Source organism: Bacillus sp. MRMR6 (genome assembly GCF_001940785.1).
Taxonomy (GTDB): domain Bacteria; phylum Bacillota; class Bacilli; order Bacillales; family Cytobacillaceae; genus Neobacillus.
On record NZ_MSLS01000009.1, the window covers coordinates 29,893 to 46,406 of the forward strand.

18 protein-coding genes are annotated in these 16,514 nt (G+C 41.2%); 10 read left to right on the forward strand and 8 right to left on the reverse strand.

Going from position 1 to position 16,514, the window contains the following annotated elements:
• Positions 1-96 precede the first annotated feature (96 nt).
• Complete coding sequence (locus BTR25_RS11000; protein ID WP_083652332.1) at positions 97-888, forward strand: LCP family glycopolymer transferase; 792 nt, start codon at positions 97-99, stop codon at positions 886-888.
• A gap of 23 nt (positions 889-911) precedes the next feature.
• Here BTR25_RS11000 and BTR25_RS11005 read toward each other — a convergent pair whose 3' ends face one another.
• The 4 genes from BTR25_RS11005 to BTR25_RS11020 form a co-directional block, all read right to left on the reverse strand.
• On the reverse strand, positions 912-1,481 hold the full coding sequence (locus tag BTR25_RS11005) for an LOG family protein (protein ID WP_075688122.1): 570 nt from the start codon (positions 1,479-1,481) through the stop codon (positions 912-914).
• A 136-nt stretch (positions 1,482-1,617) separates the two neighbouring features.
• Positions 1,618-1,875, reverse strand: coding sequence for a hypothetical protein (locus tag BTR25_RS11010; RefSeq protein WP_075688123.1), 258 nt, complete (start codon positions 1,873-1,875; stop codon positions 1,618-1,620).
• Positions 1,876-2,096: 221 nt separating this feature from the next.
• Positions 2,097-2,354: a C39 family peptidase gene (locus BTR25_RS11015; RefSeq protein WP_083652338.1), complete on the reverse strand. Its 258-nt coding sequence runs from the start codon at positions 2,352-2,354 to the stop codon at positions 2,097-2,099.
• 9 nt (positions 2,355-2,363) lie between these two features.
• Complete coding sequence (locus BTR25_RS11020; RefSeq protein ID WP_075688125.1) at positions 2,364-3,002, reverse strand: flagellin N-terminal helical domain-containing protein; 639 nt, start codon at positions 3,000-3,002, stop codon at positions 2,364-2,366.
• A gap of 202 nt (positions 3,003-3,204) precedes the next feature.
• On the opposite strand from BTR25_RS11020, the gene BTR25_RS11025 reads away from it, so the two are divergent.
• The 5 genes from BTR25_RS11025 to BTR25_RS11045 all read left to right on the forward strand — a co-directional run bounded on the left by BTR25_RS11025 (position 3,205) and on the right by BTR25_RS11045 (position 7,840).
• The gene (locus BTR25_RS11025; protein WP_075688126.1) at positions 3,205-3,858 is read left to right on the forward strand and encodes a TetR/AcrR family transcriptional regulator; all 654 of its coding nucleotides are present in this window, start codon (positions 3,205-3,207) and stop codon (positions 3,856-3,858) included.
• 15 nt (positions 3,859-3,873) lie between these two features.
• Complete coding sequence (locus BTR25_RS11030; RefSeq protein WP_075688127.1) at positions 3,874-4,950, forward strand: serine hydrolase domain-containing protein; 1,077 nt, start codon at positions 3,874-3,876, stop codon at positions 4,948-4,950.
• Positions 4,951-5,079: 129 nt separating this feature from the next.
• Positions 5,080-5,634 (forward strand): DUF3231 family protein, encoded by a 555-nt coding sequence (locus BTR25_RS11035; RefSeq protein WP_075688128.1) that lies wholly within the window; start codon positions 5,080-5,082, stop codon positions 5,632-5,634.
• 213 nt (positions 5,635-5,847) lie between these two features.
• Positions 5,848-6,690, forward strand: a complete 843-nt coding sequence (locus tag BTR25_RS11040; RefSeq protein ID WP_075688129.1) for a metallophosphoesterase — start codon at positions 5,848-5,850, stop codon at positions 6,688-6,690.
• 175 nt (positions 6,691-6,865) lie between these two features.
• Positions 6,866-7,840: a glycine-rich domain-containing protein gene (locus BTR25_RS11045; RefSeq protein WP_075688130.1), complete on the forward strand. Its 975-nt coding sequence runs from the start codon at positions 6,866-6,868 to the stop codon at positions 7,838-7,840.
• A 29-nt stretch (positions 7,841-7,869) separates the two neighbouring features.
• Here BTR25_RS11045 and BTR25_RS11050 read toward each other — a convergent pair whose 3' ends face one another.
• From BTR25_RS11050 to argH, 4 genes are all read right to left on the reverse strand, one after another.
• Positions 7,870-8,691: an EcsC family protein gene (locus BTR25_RS11050; RefSeq protein WP_075688131.1), complete on the reverse strand. Its 822-nt coding sequence runs from the start codon at positions 8,689-8,691 to the stop codon at positions 7,870-7,872.
• A gap of 148 nt (positions 8,692-8,839) precedes the next feature.
• The gene (locus BTR25_RS11055) at positions 8,840-9,790 is read right to left on the reverse strand and encodes a TRM11 family SAM-dependent methyltransferase (RefSeq protein WP_075688220.1); all 951 of its coding nucleotides are present in this window, start codon (positions 9,788-9,790) and stop codon (positions 8,840-8,842) included.
• A gap of 87 nt (positions 9,791-9,877) precedes the next feature.
• Positions 9,878-10,402 carry a DinB family protein gene (locus tag BTR25_RS11060; protein WP_075688221.1) on the reverse strand — a complete coding sequence of 175 codons (525 nt, stop codon included), beginning with the start codon at positions 10,400-10,402 and terminating at the stop codon, positions 9,878-9,880.
• Between the two features lie 456 nt (positions 10,403-10,858).
• Entirely contained in the window at positions 10,859-12,355 is a 1,497-nt protein-coding gene (gene argH / locus BTR25_RS11065; protein ID WP_075688222.1) for an argininosuccinate lyase, read from the reverse strand.
• A 420-nt stretch (positions 12,356-12,775) separates the two neighbouring features.
• Between argH and BTR25_RS11070 the strand changes: the two genes are divergently transcribed.
• From BTR25_RS11070 to BTR25_RS11085, 4 genes are all read left to right on the forward strand, one after another.
• Complete coding sequence (locus BTR25_RS11070) at positions 12,776-13,048, forward strand: hypothetical protein (protein WP_075688132.1); 273 nt, start codon at positions 12,776-12,778, stop codon at positions 13,046-13,048.
• Between the two features lie 314 nt (positions 13,049-13,362).
• Entirely contained in the window at positions 13,363-14,061 is a 699-nt protein-coding gene (locus BTR25_RS11075) for a hypothetical protein (protein WP_075688133.1), read from the forward strand.
• Positions 14,062-14,110: 49 nt separating this feature from the next.
• On the forward strand, positions 14,111-14,737 hold the full coding sequence (locus BTR25_RS11080) for a GyrI-like domain-containing protein (RefSeq protein WP_075688134.1): 627 nt from the start codon (positions 14,111-14,113) through the stop codon (positions 14,735-14,737).
• Positions 14,738-15,109: 372 nt separating this feature from the next.
• On the forward strand, positions 15,110-16,276 hold the full coding sequence (locus tag BTR25_RS11085) for an endo-1,4-beta-xylanase (RefSeq protein ID WP_075688135.1): 1,167 nt from the start codon (positions 15,110-15,112) through the stop codon (positions 16,274-16,276).
• Positions 16,277-16,514 lie beyond the last annotated feature (238 nt).

The window sequence follows — 16,514 nt, forward strand, 5'->3', positions numbered from 1 at the left end:
GACATAATTCTTTGTTATGATAGCTTGTAATTCATCGTTGCTGCCGGAATATATGGAGTAACTGTCTATAAATCTTTTAATCACGCACTGAAGACCATGTACCAGCCACTTGAAAATACGAATTCCCAGGCTGTTTTAACAGAAAAGGAACCTTTTTCTGTTCTCATGCTCGGTATAGATGAACGCGACGGGGACAAAGGTCGTTCTGACTCGATGATTATGCTGACGGTTAATCCGGACAATGAGTCGATTAAAATGCTGAGCATCCCACGTGATACGCGGACGGAAATTATCGGTTTGGGGAAAGAGGATAAAATGAACCATGCCTATGCTTTCGGCGGAGTTCAGATGGCAATGGACACGGTTGAGGCATTTCTTGATATCCCAATCGATTATTATGTACAAGTCAATATGGAAGGGTTTAAGGAGATTGTCGATACTGTTGGCGGTATCACGGTCAATAACACGTTGGCATTTACTGTTGGTGATGTTGAGTTTCCAACCGGGGAACTTCGTTTAGACGGAGAACAAGCATTAAGCTTCTCGAGAATGAGGTACGACGATCCAAACGGCGACTTCGGCCGTCAAGCACGACAGCGTCAAATGGTGCAGGCTGTCATAAAAGAGGGTGCAAGTCTATCAAGTCTCGTGAACTTAACAGATATTCTTTCTGCGCTTGGCAGCAATGTAAAAACAAACTTAACCTTGGACCAAATGGTAGCCTTACAAAAGAACTACAAACATACGGGGAAAAATATCGAACAACTTGTTTTACACTCTGAAGGAAAAATCATTGATAAAATTTATTACGGACTCGTTACCCAAGCAGAGCAGCAACGGATTCAGGATGAAATGAAAAACCAATTAGGAGTAAAAGAAAAAAACTGATGGTTCCGTACACCATCAGTTTTTTATTCCGTAAACGCTTTAATGGTCGGGGGGGCATAGTTAGAAAATTGCTCGAGTAAGACAGACGGTTCCGCTTCTGCAATCAGCATTGAGCGGAATTTTCCCTGCAAGAATTTCTGCTCGATCATATGGTCAAACAAGCTGATCAATGGGTCGTAATAGTGATGGATGTTCAAGAGTCCGCACGGCTTTTGATGCAGGCCAATCTGACCCCAAGTAAACACTTCGAAAAACTCTTCAAGCGTGCCAGTTCCACCAGGCAGAACAATAAATCCATCCGCAAGTTCCATCATTTTCGCCTTTCGCTCATGCATCGTTTCAACTGAGTGTAACTCCGTTAAGCCTTTATGCGAGATTTCACGTTCTTCCAACAAACGCGGGATGACTCCGATGGCCCGCCCTCCTTCACTAAGTACGGTATCAGCAACTGCCCCCATCAATCCGATACTCGAACCGCCATAGATAAGCGTGATTTTTCTCCTCGCTAATTCTTTTCCTAACTGAATAGCCCCTGATTTATACTCGTCTGAAGCACCTAAACTCGAACCACAAAACACAGCTATCTGTTTCATGTAGACACCCCTCCGTTGTTTTTCCATTTCTATTAGTATATCTCGGAAATAGCAAACCTAGAATATGGAGGTTCTTGCGCTATAAAAAAAACAGCTGAAGACAATATGCCTTCAGCTGTCCAATAAACCACTGGTGTCAGGGACCAAATGAGCCTAAAAAGAAAACCGCCAAAACAAATAGTACGATTAGAGATAAATAGCCAATAATACTAAGAATTGTAAGAATCCAGCCAATCACCTTGCGGTCGGTCTTAATAAAGTAAATCCCTAAAGCAATCAGACCAAACACAAAGCCCAAAATACCCCAAAGAACCGGGCTCTTACCATACTTGCGTGAATCAATTACTAAATAAATCGTTAAAATTACATTTAAAATCAGACCAAAGCTTTCCAAATGACACTCTCCTTACAACCTCAATGTTAGTAGTTTCTCTCAGTAAGATTATACCAAAAATGAAGTGCTTGAATATACAAAATTCGACGAAATCTGTGCGGTGCAATGTAATCGATAAATACTATCGGATGGGGCGAAATACTATCGGATGGCGCGAAATACTATCGGATGGCAAGAAATACTATCGGATAGCGCGAAATACTATCGGATAGCGCGAAATACTATCGGATAGCGAGAGATACTATCGGATAGGACATAATACTATCGGATAGCCCTATCGAAATCGCCTGTCTCCCCATCTCTTTCCACGCATCTATGAAGGTTTGTTTCTCTATTTTTCTATTTTTATACCCGTACGGGTCGTTTACATAGATGTAATGTTGGTCATAGCCGGTAATCACGACGCTGTGCCCGCTTAATGTGACTTTCACTTCCCCTGCGGTGTATTCCACTCCCTGAATTCTACACCAGGTCACCATCACCAGTTGCTAATCCTTTCCAGACTGATCTTTAATATCAAACGTTCCTGCATCATTTTTGACAACGCTGTATGAACCAGCTTCTAGTGCATCGGCAGTTGTACCATTTGCTGTGTATTCTCCTTCAACAGCTACACCGATATCACTTGTAATCCCCAGGTTAAATGAACGAGCCTCACCTACTGAAACGCTAAGGTTTTGGTTCGCACCAATGTGGAATGAACCATCAAAGGAACCATCTAGAATTCTCTTACCGTTAAATTCGGTTGTTGAACCGATTCGTGATACTTCCTTAGCAAGTGCGTTTACTTCCCCTTGTAGCTTTTCACGGTCACTAGCTGTGTTTGTATCGTTGGCAGCCTGAACGGTAAATTCACGCATACGTTGTAAAATAGAGTGTGTTTCGTTAAGAGCTCCCTCAGCTGTTTGAAGTAAAGAAACGCCATCTTGTGAGTTTTTCTGTGCCATTTCTAATCCTCGGATTTGTCCTCGCATTTTTTCAGAGATGGCTAGACCAGCTGCATCGTCTGAAGCATTATTAATCCGTTTACCTGAGGATAATCTTTCCATTGATGTTGCAGATCCTCTTGCCGCAGAATTTAACTGTCGAAAAGTGTTTAAAGCGGCAATATTGTGGTTAATTCTCATTTTTATGTACCCTCCTATTGTTGAGGAATATTTTCCCTCTCTATCTTTATATATCGACAAGGTTTTTGATGCTGTAGAGGGGAAACTCGAAAACTTTTACGGAAAGATTTTGGTTTTAAATGGAAAATTCCACTTGACGGATAACGATCGTTAGCTTAATGTTTAAATTAGATAACAATTGTTAGCTTAAAAGGTGGGTACGATGAACCAATCAATTGAAAAAACTTATTATGACTTGAATTTATGCCCAATAACGAGCAATACAAAGTTGAAGATACTTGTAGTCGCCATTGAATTGTTCTCAAAGAATGGTTACAGCGGATCTTCCATCAGGGACATAACAAAGAATGTCGGGATTAAAGAAAGCTCTCTTTACAAGCATTTTAAAAATAAAGAGGAAATCCTTGATACGATCTTTAGCAATTTTCAACTACAGACAGATCAGCTGCTTCCGCCAATGGAAATGCTCGATCAAATTGCCAAAACTCTGAGTTTAAAGCAGTTTTTAGAAAGAGGAATTGAAAATTTTCTAACGCACATCAATGATCAAACCGTTCAACAGATTTGGCGGATTATGTATATCGAACTATTTAGGAATTCTAAAGCACAGAATATTTATCACAATGGAATTATGAAGCGGACCATCGATTGTTTAGAGCTAGTATTTGAAAAGATGATTCTACAAGGAAAAATGGCAGCAATCAATCCGAGAACAATGGCTACTGAATATCAACATGCTTCTATTTCGCTGATTTTGGAATATAACATGCTTCTAAATGAAGGAAGAAGTACAGATGAGGTCATGGAGAAGATTAAAAATCATGTTGAGTTCTTCTCCTTATTAGCTAGTAAATAAAGGAGCTGCTTATAAATGAAGGTTGAGGAAACAAAGAAATCAATTGAAAATAGTTTACAAAAGATGATCCAATCGAAAGCAAACTTGAAAAATGTATACCTTTTAGTTCACTCTGATCGAAAAAATATTCACTGGAATATGGCTTACGGGAAAACAGGCGATACACCCGCAATTCCCGATCAGCCCTTCCATACCGCAAGTATTGGCAAATCCTTTACTGCAATCTTAATGGCGATCTTAATGGAAAAGGGTTTGCTCCGCTTGGAAGATTCGATTTCTCTTTATTTACCTAATGAAGTAATGGACGGTCTGCATATTTTTAAAGGAAAAGACTCTTCGAATGACATTCTAATTGAGCATTTGTTAGCTCATCGCTCTGGGTTACCGGATTTTTATGAAGATAAACCAAAGCAAGGAAAAGCCTTTTTGCAAATGTTATTAGACGAGCCAGCTAGAGAATGGACAGTTCAAGATACGATTGACTATTCGAAGAAATTCTTACGTCCCCGTTTTTACCCAGGAAAGGGTTGCCATTACACCAACTTGGGCTACAACCTTTTAGGATTAATCATTGAAAAAGTCACCTTGATGGACTATCACGAAGCACTTCATCAATTTATCTTTGAACCTTTAGAAATGAAAAACAGCTATTTATCCCAGTACTCAGCTCCGTTGGCTAAAAGCAGTCATCCAGAAGCAACGATTGTCCTGGCAGGTCGTGAAGTGCAGTTTGATCAATTTAGAAGTTTTAAAAGCATCTATGCCGGAGGACAGACCGTGAGCACCTCTGAAGATTTGCTAAAATTTATGCGAGCATTATATGAGGAAAGATTGATCAAGAAGGAAACCCTTGAACTATTGCAGCAGTGGAGCAAGAGGTTAATTGGGATTGATTTAGGATTAGGATTAATGAGAGTCCGAATGCTTCCGCTTACTAAAAAATATAATGCATGGGGTCATCTCGGCTCGATCGGATCCTTTATGCTGTATAACCCTGAGCTGGACGTTTATATGATTGGCAATTTTAATAATAATGCCTATGTAAGACAAAGTATTCAATTTGCCTTTAATACGTTTCGCAAACTGAATTAGACGATAGCCACCCCATCATGGTGGCTTTTTAACTTGTTGAGCAACACAAATAGCCTGGTTTTCTATTAGACATTTTTTTACATTTATTCTTATTAATTGGAAACCATAAACAATAAGGAGGGAACAAATTTGCCAAATCCATTTGAAGCCATATTTAACACATTAAAAATATCATTCGATACGACAAATGAACCTAAATCTCCCTTGCATGTGATTGAAGCTGGAGATTGTTGGAAATATTTGACTTTGGTAGAGGAGTTTATTCGTTATGAGGAAATCGGATTAAACACTACTACGGACGATGAAGTCATAGAAATGCTTAACGATATAGTAAAAATTTGTGAATCACAGGTAAAAAGGTTAAGTACATTTTTGAAACAGGAAGGGATTCCTTTACCCGACGTCACATCATCAAAACCAAATTCAGACCCAAATGGAGTTCCATTAGGAGTTAAATTAACGGATGAAGAAATTACAAATGGTATAGCATTTAAATTGGTAATCTGTTCACAAACATGTGCCAAAGGCCAATCAGATGCCATTCGAAATGAAGTTGGGATTTTATGGATTGAATTCTTTTTAGAATGGGCTGTATTTGGAGCCACCTTGAAAACACTAATGCGTAAACGAGGATGGCTGAAGGTTCCACCGTATTACTATCCTCCTGGTTTTCAGCAGAACTAGAAAACCAACTTAAATGTTTTAAGTTGGTTTTCTCCTTGCTAGTGTACATATTTTTATAATCCTATCTTATGGAAATTTCCCTCTCTCATTTTCCATCGCAAAGATTTCTTTCAGTAAGCGGTTTTCATTTCTGGCGGACAGATTTAGAAATTAAATCCCATAAAAAAGGCCTTCCACCGAATCTATGATAAAATCATTGTGAGGTGGAAGAATTTGAGAAAAAAACTCATTATTATATTTGCAATACTCACAGCAACTGTATTTTTCTTATTTTTTCAAAACAATGCTCTGGTAACTACTGACCTTCCAATACATTCGGAAAAGATTCCGGAAGGTTTTGAAGGTTATAAAATTGTGCAGCTATCAGATTTGCACAGCAAAAGCTTCGGAAAGAATCAACGGTATTTAGTGCAGAAGGTAAGTCAATTAAAACCGAATATGATTGTTTTTACAGGGGATTTGGTAGATTCAAAGAAATATGATGAGGATGCTAGTCTAGTGTTAATGGAGGAATTGGTCCAGATCGCTCCCGTTTATTACGTAACGGGCAACCATGAATGGTGGTCTGGCAAATTCGAGTCTTTGGAGGGTAAATTAACCGATATCGGAGTCAAGGTAATGAGAAACACAGCCGAGGAAATCACTCATGATGGAAGCAAAATTCAATTGGTCGGAATCGACGACCCGGCAAAGGCAACCGAGTCATATGGGGAAAGAAGTCTGGCAGAGGAGGCACTTAAACATTCGCTCGCCAGCGTTACAGAGAGTGATAGTTTCACAGTCCTATTGGCTCATCGACCTGAACTGTTCTCACTTTACAGCCAATCTAAAATCGATCTAGTTTTCTCGGGCCATGCTCATGGCGGACAAGTCAGACTGCCCTTCATTGGAGGATTAATCGCACCCAACCAAGGCCTATTCCCAGACTACACAGCCGGAAAATACACCCACGATAGAACCACCATGATCGTAAACCGAGGACTCGGAAACAGCATCATCCCCCTCAGAATCCTCAACCGCCCAGAAATCATCGTTGTCACATTGAACTCTGAATGATGCACGGGTGATGCACAGGGACGGTTCTACTGCTTCCTTTTCGACGAACCTCTAGACGTGCCTGTCACCATGTAAGTATACATATCTTAGCAGGCAACTCATAAATTTATAATAAAAACAGGGGACGGTTCTAACTGCCTCCGATATGACAAACTACGAGAGGGGTGACAGGCCCATGATAGTTGGAATTTTAACAGCCGGGGCTTTGTTAGGAGGAGGCGCAGCCGGGGTTTTATACCTAGTGAAAAAGAAGCGGCCACGATTAGTGAGTGAGAATATTCCTGAGTGCTTGGGGATCCTTGAGCAGGTACCAATGGAAGGCTTGCTAAACCAGTTGGAGACAGCCTTAGATCCTGGGTTCATCCAGCAGGTGAAAAAGCGCTATCTAAAAGAAAACCCGAAAAAGACAGAAGATGAATTTGAATGGTGTTGGTTTGAATTGAAGCGTTATTTCTTATTAACCAGTTTATTAAGAAAAGCACCGATGTTCAGTGAAGAGGTGGATGAAATTTGGCACCAGATGATCCTTTTCACCCAAAAGTACCAGACCTTTTCTGAACAATTTTTAGGGAGCATGCTGCACCATACACCGAATACGACTTTAAAGCCAGAGCCGCAGGAACGTGCCTTTTTTGACTGGGTCTTTTCTCAGCTGTTTTCCATTACGGAATTAAGTTGGAAAACATGGGGAGATTTTTTCAAACACCCAATCAGCAACCGCATTTTAAAAGAATTTAAAGAGCAGTCTAGCGAATGGCTGATGAATAAATATTTTAAGGTAACAAAAGAAAATGAAGCGACTGTTGAATATTTGGTTATTCAAATGAAGAAACAATTGGCGGAAGTGGACCTCATTCACCCAGAGAATAAAAAAGGAACCTTTCCAAAGCAGCAAACCTTTGGAGAAATGCGGCAATTGTCCCTTATGATGGTGTTTTTCTCTTATTATCATTTTGATGATTATTGGACGCATGCGAAGGTTTATGCCATGGCAAATGCCTCAAAATACACAAGCGGCTGCTCCACCGCCGTTTTCTGCGGTCATGCCTCACACTCACATGACTCAAATCACGGCGGGCATGAAGATCATGGCAGTGGCAGCGACAGCGGATCAAGCTGCTCCAGCTGTGGTGGCGGGTGCTCATCCTGAAGCAGGGGGACGGTTCTCACTGCTTCTTTTTATTCGACAAACTTAGAAGGATGCCTTTCCATCAGCCTTTCCATCACTTTTCTTTTCCGGTACAGCATCATGCCTGCTTCAGAGAGGTCGGAAATCATCGACCTGTTCGTAAATGCACCAAAAATCATTCCCGCAATCGGAACCATTTGGAATAATTTCTTCCAGCCAAATTGATCTCGATAGGTGTAGACGACCTCTCTCCACCCCTGAAGCTGTGACATCATTTCATCCGACTTATTTCCTTCCTCTTGATAGTACGCTGAAAGCTCGTTCAGAATCGCACGTTTTCCTACAATATCAGCAGAGGAAAACTGGAGACACTTAATAATAAAAACGCGCTCGCTTTTTTCTTTTGGATCATATCCATGGATCATGGCAATTTCTTGTAGTGTTTTCAAAGAAATCGCCAATATAGCCGGAATATCAACGGCGAGTGTAAAGATTCCGCCGATCCCTGTACTGGCCCCCTGAACAGTGGCTAATTTCTTTCGCTTTTCAGTAATTTCTAGAGTTAGTTTGTGCATCGTCTCGAGGGGAATCTCACTAATATCCGAAATCCCCTGGACCGGCTTTTGAACCTCTTTCTCTATCATCTCAAACATACCTTTTTCATTGATCAAATATTGCCCGCCATTTTGGAGATAGGCGCCAATTTCCTCGAGTAAGGATCCCACTTTATTATGTATGAATTTAGGAGTGATTTTATCTAAAAGCTTAAAGGGCAGACGTCCCAGCCGTTCCCAAAACCACAAATTGCTCTGGTCCTTTTCCCACTCCTCAATCTTCGCTAACTCCTGTAATAACTCTTCCCGTTTTTCCATCTATACCTTCACCTACAAGTAATGTCATTTTTTACGCTCTATTACGATACGTTTAGCAAATAGAAAAAGTTTCATGTCTATCAACTGTGCACCACCTTAGGCAGGTCTAAAATCTTGGACGACAACCCTCGGGGAGTAAAGGGCAGCCCTAAACTGGCACCGAAACAATCACTTCTCGTGTGAATGTCCCTTTTTTGACGAGAGCCCGATCGATAACGTTAAAGCCTGCTTTCGCTAAAATTTCATCGACCGGTTCGACGGTAACGACAACTACCTTTTTCGCCGTAAATCTATGTGCACTTTGAAGAATTTCTAGTTGTTCGTCTGGTGTAATCACCGAACACAAATTATAAGGCAGGTCAATGATCGCGACATCATATTTATCAGTAACATCTCTAATATCGGCTCGCTTCACATCGCAACTAAGCCCAAAATGTGCTACATTTTCCCTTGTACCGGATAAAATCAGACCGTTGCGGTCACTACCGACAATATCAATCCCCATTGACAGTGCCTCAATAAGCACCGTTCCAATTCCGCAGCACGGGTCGATGGCTTTTACTCCATTAGGATTCGGAATGGCAATATTCACAACCGCCCTTGCCATCCTGGTGCTGAGTGCAGTCGAGTAATCATTCGGCTTCTTTTGATGCAAATACCATACCGACTCAGCTTTCACATACTCGCCAAATATCCATCTTCCCTTCACCTTCATGACAGCAAACAGTCGGTCTGGGTGATGTAAATCTGCTTTCCCCTCAATCCTTAGCCCGACTTTTCGCTCGATTTCACGCCGATCTTTGAAGCCCACATCCTCGGATACGTCTCCGTTTTTCACATACACTACTTTAAAAGATGTTTCTGCGGACATCCGTAACTGTTCTACTTTTACCAAAAGCTCCTCGAGACTTTCACCTTCATACATAAGTGATATTCTTTCTTTTATAAAAGGACTTCGGCTCGGGTCAATTTTCACCGTGGTTTCCAAAGTAGTTCCGGCGGTATCTTGTCCAAATAGAGAGCGCATTTCTAACGCACACAATGGTCGTTCTTCCTCTGGGTAGGCATATGTGTAAATATAAGGTTTTTCCTTATTCATCAAACTCTTCTCATCCTTAATCGAACATATTCAACCTTTTTATTATACCCTATGTCGGATCAATTTTTATAAAGACCCATAGGGAGCTTATTTTTTCAATATTCCTAAATACTCCTTCCAAGGCCCAACATCCGCCCGATATCTCTCCGCCATCACCCGTACAATTTGCGCAATATGTGTTAAATCATGAACCGCCCAAGTTGTAATCAATTCGCTTACCTTCACCGACCCAAATGCAGGGTGTATCCCTGTTAGTTCAAGCATTTCATCCTGTGAGATTAACTCCTTGAGCTTCCATACATTTTGCCTTCTAACCGTCTTGAATTCGAGCAGCTTTTGTTCTATCCCTCGCTCCTTGCTCTCATTTAAGTGAGAAAAACGGTCAAACGGCGGAAACGTTTTGCTCTCACCTTCTTTAAGGATAAACTGTAGCCTTGGAATCCAATTGGTTTTCTCCCCCTCAATTAAATGCTCGATTACATCAGTAGCATTCCAGGTCCCTTCCCCTTCATTACATTGCAGCCAGCCAGCCGACAACCCAGCTAAGAAATACTCCAATGATTGTGGCGTACGTTCAAGAATTTCAATTGCTTCCTTTAACTTAAACTCCATCATGACCACTCTCCTTTTTTACCAGTATATGCTTTAATACATAGAGCCTTCTTACATGGGGCGTTTCCACTTTCGACAAACTTCTTGTCTCAAAAAATCAACAAACCCCGTCATAACAGGGGTAGACCGGAATCTAATCAAACGTTTAATTAGTCTCTATGTTGATAATCGAACGTTTGATTAGATTTGGGAAGTACCTTGGTATAAAAAGAGTTTTTGCCATTTTGCACTATATTTTTTGTCGAATAACAACCTGTTATCTTTCAAAAAACGATCCATTATCCCTATAAAAACTAACCATATACAATTACAGCCAAGATTTAAACTAATCAATCGTTTGATTAAAAGTTTTCAAAATGCCGTAAATGAACGCTTTTCCCGGGTAATAAAGTAAAATATTTGTCGTATTAAAAAATCGCCTCGACATCATCTGAGACGACTTTCCAAACCTATTTATCAATCCGCTAAAATCGAGTCCAACTGACGATAAGCATTTTCCGTTTTTTCGGTTATCAACTTCAGCCAACCCTGATGGCCCGTATGCCGCTCCAGCCGTTCTGTTATCATCCTTCGTACCTCATCTATATTAGGTCCACCCGGCAGCGACCGAACCCTTACAAAATGATTAGGATCAAGTGATTGCCGCAATCCCTCTTCGTCAAGCTTTAATGACCTCCCAATGACCTTTTCAGCCGCTTTGTTGACTAGGTTCAGTGTGATTTCTTGTGCACCCATACCCAGTGCTAATGCCTCACTTACCACTAAACTTGTAATTTCATGTGCCTTGCGAAACGAAGGCACATCCGTCCTAACCAGCGTATCAGCCAACTCTGTGATCGTCGCAAAACTAGCCTCCGCCCGCTCGCGTAACACCTTTTTATTCACTTCCGCCGTCCCGATGACACAACCTAAAAGCCTGCACAACTGATCCAGCAAGTCTAAACTTCTCCAAGCATAAGGCTGCATATCATCCTCTGTATCAACAATATCACCAAAGGGTGTGTTGTGAATCATTGTTAGCACCGTCTGCGTGTTGCCGACACAAGTGGATAGTAACGACCGGATATGCTCAAGAGAAACCGGATTGCGCTTTTGTGGCATGATTGAGCTGATTTGGACGTAAGGATCTGCAACCTTTAACAACGAAAACTCCTGCATACTCCATAAAAGCAAATCCTGAACGAACCTCCCGAGGCTGATTGCCGTGATTTGCGCAGTCGTCATCACCTCAGCAATATAATCCGCTCCCGCAATCGCATCATAGGAATTCTCCACGACACCATCAAAGCTGAGCAGCTCAGCCATTCGCTTTCGATTCAGCTTGAAACCTGAAGTAGTAAAGGCTGCGGCTCCCATCGGACTATGATTACACTGTTCGTATGCTTGTCGGAACCGCTCAACATCCCTGCTAACCGAATCAACAACCGCCAGCATATAATGCCCCAACGTAGTAGGCTGGGCCTGCTGTGTATGGGTATAGCCAATCATGAGCGTATCAGCATGCTTGCCGGAAAATTCCAGCAATTGCTCTTTTAAAAATAACATCGAACCTAAGGTCTTCTGTACTTTTTCACGTAATGCCAAGCGAAACATGGTAATACACATATCATTCCGGCTTCGGCCAATATGCAAATTCCCAGCACAATCGCCTGCTGCTTGAATCAGTTCCCTTTCAACCTGGAAGAATAAATCCTCTACCTGCCCCGAGTAACGTGAATTTCGGATCTCCTCCATATCTAACTCTCGAAGTGCCTTCCCGAGCATCTCTCCATCTTTAGCGGACATCAAGCCTTGTTCAGTCAGCATAATTAGATGGGCTTTATTGATCATCATCATCGGCTTGAGCAACTGCGTTTTTGCCTCATTATACGCGGGCTCCAGTACAACCTCCGTATACGTTTTACCCGGAAAGGTGTAACCTTCTTGGCGGAGGATTCGATCACGCTGCTCCAGCCCTTTATTCAACCTATTTTCCTGTCCATCACCTTCATGTAAGGTTCCCAATCGTCCTTCCCCCTTGGATTCCTTCTTACACTATATGTACTCAATTCAACCCAGAAAGGGAATTCAAAATGTCAGGTTAAATTGGGTGAACGTCCTTCGACAAAATCCGGGTGGTGCCTGTCACCCATTCAAAATGAAAAATCCCTCTGACCATGCCAAGACCCATCAAGAAAAATGGCAACAGGAATATGCCCTAACTGACGATACTCACGGAATGTTTTTCCTTTAAACACCTAAGTTGAATAGCAATGCTATGATTGTGTTACACATTTCCACTCCACGAATGCCTGATTCAACACTTGATAATGCTGCTTATATTTTTCTAGATATTCATCATCGTACGGTGTACAGAAAGTGCCAAAGGAATGATTGTCAGTTATAAATCACGTTCAAAAGGTGGAGAATTCCGTTAGTCAACAATCGATCTTTTCCTCTATTTTCACGGAAGGAACTTTTTATTTTGGCTATATTGCTTTTAAAGAAGCAGATGAAGAATCTCTTGTTATGAATTCCGTCAATGGGAGAGGCTTTGGAAATGGTGCTGAAACTGAATTTGTTCAACATTTTGATGAATTTAGCCTTGAGGTTTCGTTAGCGGACCCATTGGTCTACATCGAAAAAACACAAACATATATGGCTTAATGGATATTGAGAGAGTCATTCCATGGATTAATCAAAAGGATTATGGTGCTGTTTTATAAATTACATAATGGCCCAATGAGCAACCTTGAAACGCTCATCACCTATATGAAGCAAGCTGAGGTTCCGGAATCTTTTTCAACTTCTCACCAGAAGCTTCTAAGCTCCTGTGAAGATTTATATCATTTAATAGAGAACCGGGGTAATCAAGACATGACAAGCAGAGGGACGGTTCTCCTGCTTCCTTTTTTGTTACGCCAAAAGTCCCTGTAACCTCATCCCCTCCCTATTCGTCTATTTTTACAAGAGGTGATCAGATGAAGAAACTGACTGTGTTTGTTTTCATCATTCTTTTTTTAGCAGGTTGCCGGCACGCTCCCCTTGGCCCACAAGCTATGATCGATTGGGTTGATTTTATTAAATGGGAAGGTGTCATGTACGATGGGGTTTATTCTGGAGTGCTTGCCAGAGACACGTTTATTGGTGAAAAACTCGGCGAAGTGAAATTTAGAGTAGCCGATAATGTGACGAATCCAAATTATAAAGTGAAAAACGGAGATGCGGCCTTTCATGAGAAAGGAACAGAAATTTTCACAATTAAAGGGCAGCCTGGGTTCCTCGCCGTAAAGTCCGCGGGCGAAATCAATGGCTATAACGTTTATTATTCACGAGATGTGACAGAGTTTAGGTGGCACTTTAAAGATATGCCTCAAGAAAAGGTCCAGCGTATCGAGATCTATCAGCTCTATACTGCTGAAGGAACGAAGCAAATTAAAGACATTTCCGAACCTGAAAAAATCCAAGAATTCCTTCAACTATTAAGCAGCAGCAAGAAAAACTCCACCTTCTCGCCGAACACCGAAAAGGGCGATCCGCTTTATTACGAAGCTGTCTTTTACACTGACGAACCCATCGCCTATAAACAGGGAATCCAGTTCGATGGCCATACCTACTTCTGGCACCCGTGGGACACAGCAATCCTGGATGATAAAATGGGAGAGTTTTTGCGAAACTAAAAAGGAAGCAGTAGAACCGTCCCTCTGCTTCAAAAAGGAGTATTATCCAATGAAATATGAATGGCGCAAGCAAGATAAGGAACTATATCTTCCAAAAAATTCTCCTACTTTAGTAGAGATACCAGCTATGAAGTTTTTCACCATTAAAGGTACGGGAAATCCGAATAGTGAGGCATTCACTGACCGTGTCGGGGCTTTATATAAGCTGTCCTATGCGATCCGCATGATGCCGAAAAAAGGCTTCACACCAGAAGGATACTTCGAGTACACCGTCTTTCCGTTAGAAGGTGTATGGGACTTGGATGAAGAAGGAAGACAATTAGCTTATCTAGATAAAGATCATTTCGTCTACACCCTCATGATCCGCCAACCGGATTTTGTCACACAAGACCTTATGGAGCAGGCCAGGCTAGCACTAGAGAAAAAGGCTTCTAGCAAGCTTTTAAAAGAAGTATCGTTTGAAGAAACAATAGAAGGTCTGTGCGTACAATGCATGCATATCGGCAGCTATGACGACGAGCCAAAGACGTTCCAAACGATGAAGACCTACTGTAACGAAAAAGGTTTACTGCGCAATGATTTAAGACATAAGGAAATCTACATATCTGACCCAAGAAAAACCACTCCAGAAAAAATGAAAACGGTACTGAGGTATAGTGTCAGCAAGCAGTTGTAAACCTACAAAGACCGATATCAAAATGGACTCAAACTGGGTCCATTTTTTTCCCGTTTCCCTATCTAAATCCGGCGGTGACAGGCACCGTTTGCGATAAAGTTGTCTACCATTCCCCTAGTACAATCACTCCCTACAATTAGTATTTTTTCACCATTACCAGTTAACCATTTTTTGAATTTTATGAAAAAACTTAGTTTATTCAATAGATAAACTAAGTTACAACAAGTATAATAAAGATAGGTCAGGACTACAACTACATAGGTTAAACCTGAGTGAAAGCCCTTACGTATCCCTTGGCCAAAAATAGAAGGAGGTTTATGTTAAAAGTTTTAGAATGCCAACCCAAATAACTTTTTAAAAGGAGATTAATACATGCTAAAAGTATTACGCAAACCCATCATTACTGGATTAGCCTTAGCTTTATTATTACCTGCTGGAATGAGTACGGCATCAGCTGAAACAACAAATGAACAGTCAACTAGTGCATTATCGGTTCCCTCAATCGCTGAAAGATATAAACATTCTTTTACCATTGGTGCCGCCGTTGAGCCAAATCAATTACTCGAAGGGATGGATGTCAAAGTTTTAAAACGTCATTATAGCAGTATCGTTGCTGAAAATGTTATGAAGCCGATTACGATTCAACCAGAAGAAGGAAAATTTAACTTCGAAGAGGCAGATAAAATTGTTAAGTTCGCGAAAGAAAATGGGTTGGATATACGTTTCCACACCCTTATTTGGCACAGTCAGGTACCGGATTGGTTCTTTCTAGATGCGGATGGCAACCCAATGGTTGATGAGACAGATGGAAAAAAACGAGAGAAAAATAAAAAACTTCTATTAAAGCGTTTAGAAACCCATGTTAAAACAGTTGTAAAACGATATAAAAATGATATAAAATCCTGGGATGTTGTCAATGAAGTGATTGATGATTCACCTCAGAATGAAAGAGGTCTGCGTGAATCCGCTTGGTACAAAATAACTGGGGATGAGTATATAAAGGTGGCTTTTGAGACTGCTAGACGATATGCAGCAAAAGATGCGAAGCTTTATATTAATGATTACAATACAGAAGTTACTCCGAAAAGAACTTACCTATATAATCTAGTAAAGGAAATGTTAGACCAAGGCGTGCCAATAGATGGCGTTGGACATCAGTCCCATATCCAAATTGGCTGGCCTTCTCTCAAAGATACTGAAGATTCAATCAACATGTTTGCCGGCCTCGGACTAGATAATCAAATTACAGAGCTTGATGTCAGCCTATACGGTTGGCCACCAAGACCTGCTTTCCCTACGTATGATGATATACCAGTTGATCGATTACAAGCTCAAGCAGCTAAATATGATGCCTTATTCAATTTATACGAAAAACTGGGAGATAAAATTAGCAACGTAACCTTCTGGGGCATTGCTGATAACCATACCTGGTTAGACGACCGGGCCAAGCAATACAATAACGGGATTGGAAAAGATGCACCATTTGTGTTTGATCCAGAATACAATGCCAAGCCAGCATTTTGGGCTATTATCGATTAAGGACAATAGGAATCTAGCAAAAACAGCTCCAGGTTTATGGAGCTGTTTTTTTGAATGTATAGCATACTGGGGATACCCCATCCAAAAGACAAGCCTAAACCTGATATTCCAACAAAACTCGGGGAGTGACAGGCACACAAAAAGGCTGACTCTATTAAAAGAGCAGCCTTTAGCATTCGAAAAAAATTAGGCGGAACCTACACCAACCATCCGTTGTTGTCACCACCGAACCTAGAGA

Coding starts and splice junctions, on each gene's coding strand:
- BTR25_RS11015 (WP_083652338.1), bottom strand. CDS start 2,354: ATGGTGACCTGGTGTAGAATTCAGGGAGTGGAATACACCGCAGGGGAA.
- BTR25_RS11000 (WP_083652332.1), top strand. CDS start 97: ATGTACCAGCCACTTGAAAATACGAATTCCCAGGCTGTTTTAACAGAA.
- BTR25_RS11050 (WP_075688131.1), bottom strand. CDS start 8,691: ATGGAAAAACGGGAAGAGTTATTACAGGAGTTAGCGAAGATTGAGGAG.
- BTR25_RS11060 (WP_075688221.1), bottom strand. CDS start 10,402: ATGGAGTTTAAGTTAAAGGAAGCAATTGAAATTCTTGAACGTACGCCA.
- BTR25_RS11085 (WP_075688135.1), top strand. CDS start 15,110: ATGCTAAAAGTATTACGCAAACCCATCATTACTGGATTAGCCTTAGCT.
- BTR25_RS11030 (WP_075688127.1), top strand. CDS start 3,874: ATGAAGGTTGAGGAAACAAAGAAATCAATTGAAAATAGTTTACAAAAG.
- BTR25_RS11080 (WP_075688134.1), top strand. CDS start 14,111: ATGAAATATGAATGGCGCAAGCAAGATAAGGAACTATATCTTCCAAAA.
- BTR25_RS11005 (WP_075688122.1), bottom strand. CDS start 1,481: ATGAAACAGATAGCTGTGTTTTGTGGTTCGAGTTTAGGTGCTTCAGAC.
- BTR25_RS11045 (WP_075688130.1), top strand. CDS start 6,866: ATGATAGTTGGAATTTTAACAGCCGGGGCTTTGTTAGGAGGAGGCGCA.
- BTR25_RS11055 (WP_075688220.1), bottom strand. CDS start 9,790: ATGAATAAGGAAAAACCTTATATTTACACATATGCCTACCCAGAGGAA.
- BTR25_RS11025 (WP_075688126.1), top strand. CDS start 3,205: ATGAACCAATCAATTGAAAAAACTTATTATGACTTGAATTTATGCCCA.
- BTR25_RS11020 (WP_075688125.1), bottom strand. CDS start 3,002: ATGAGAATTAACCACAATATTGCCGCTTTAAACACTTTTCGACAGTTA.
- BTR25_RS11075 (WP_075688133.1), top strand. CDS start 13,363: ATGAAGAAACTGACTGTGTTTGTTTTCATCATTCTTTTTTTAGCAGGT.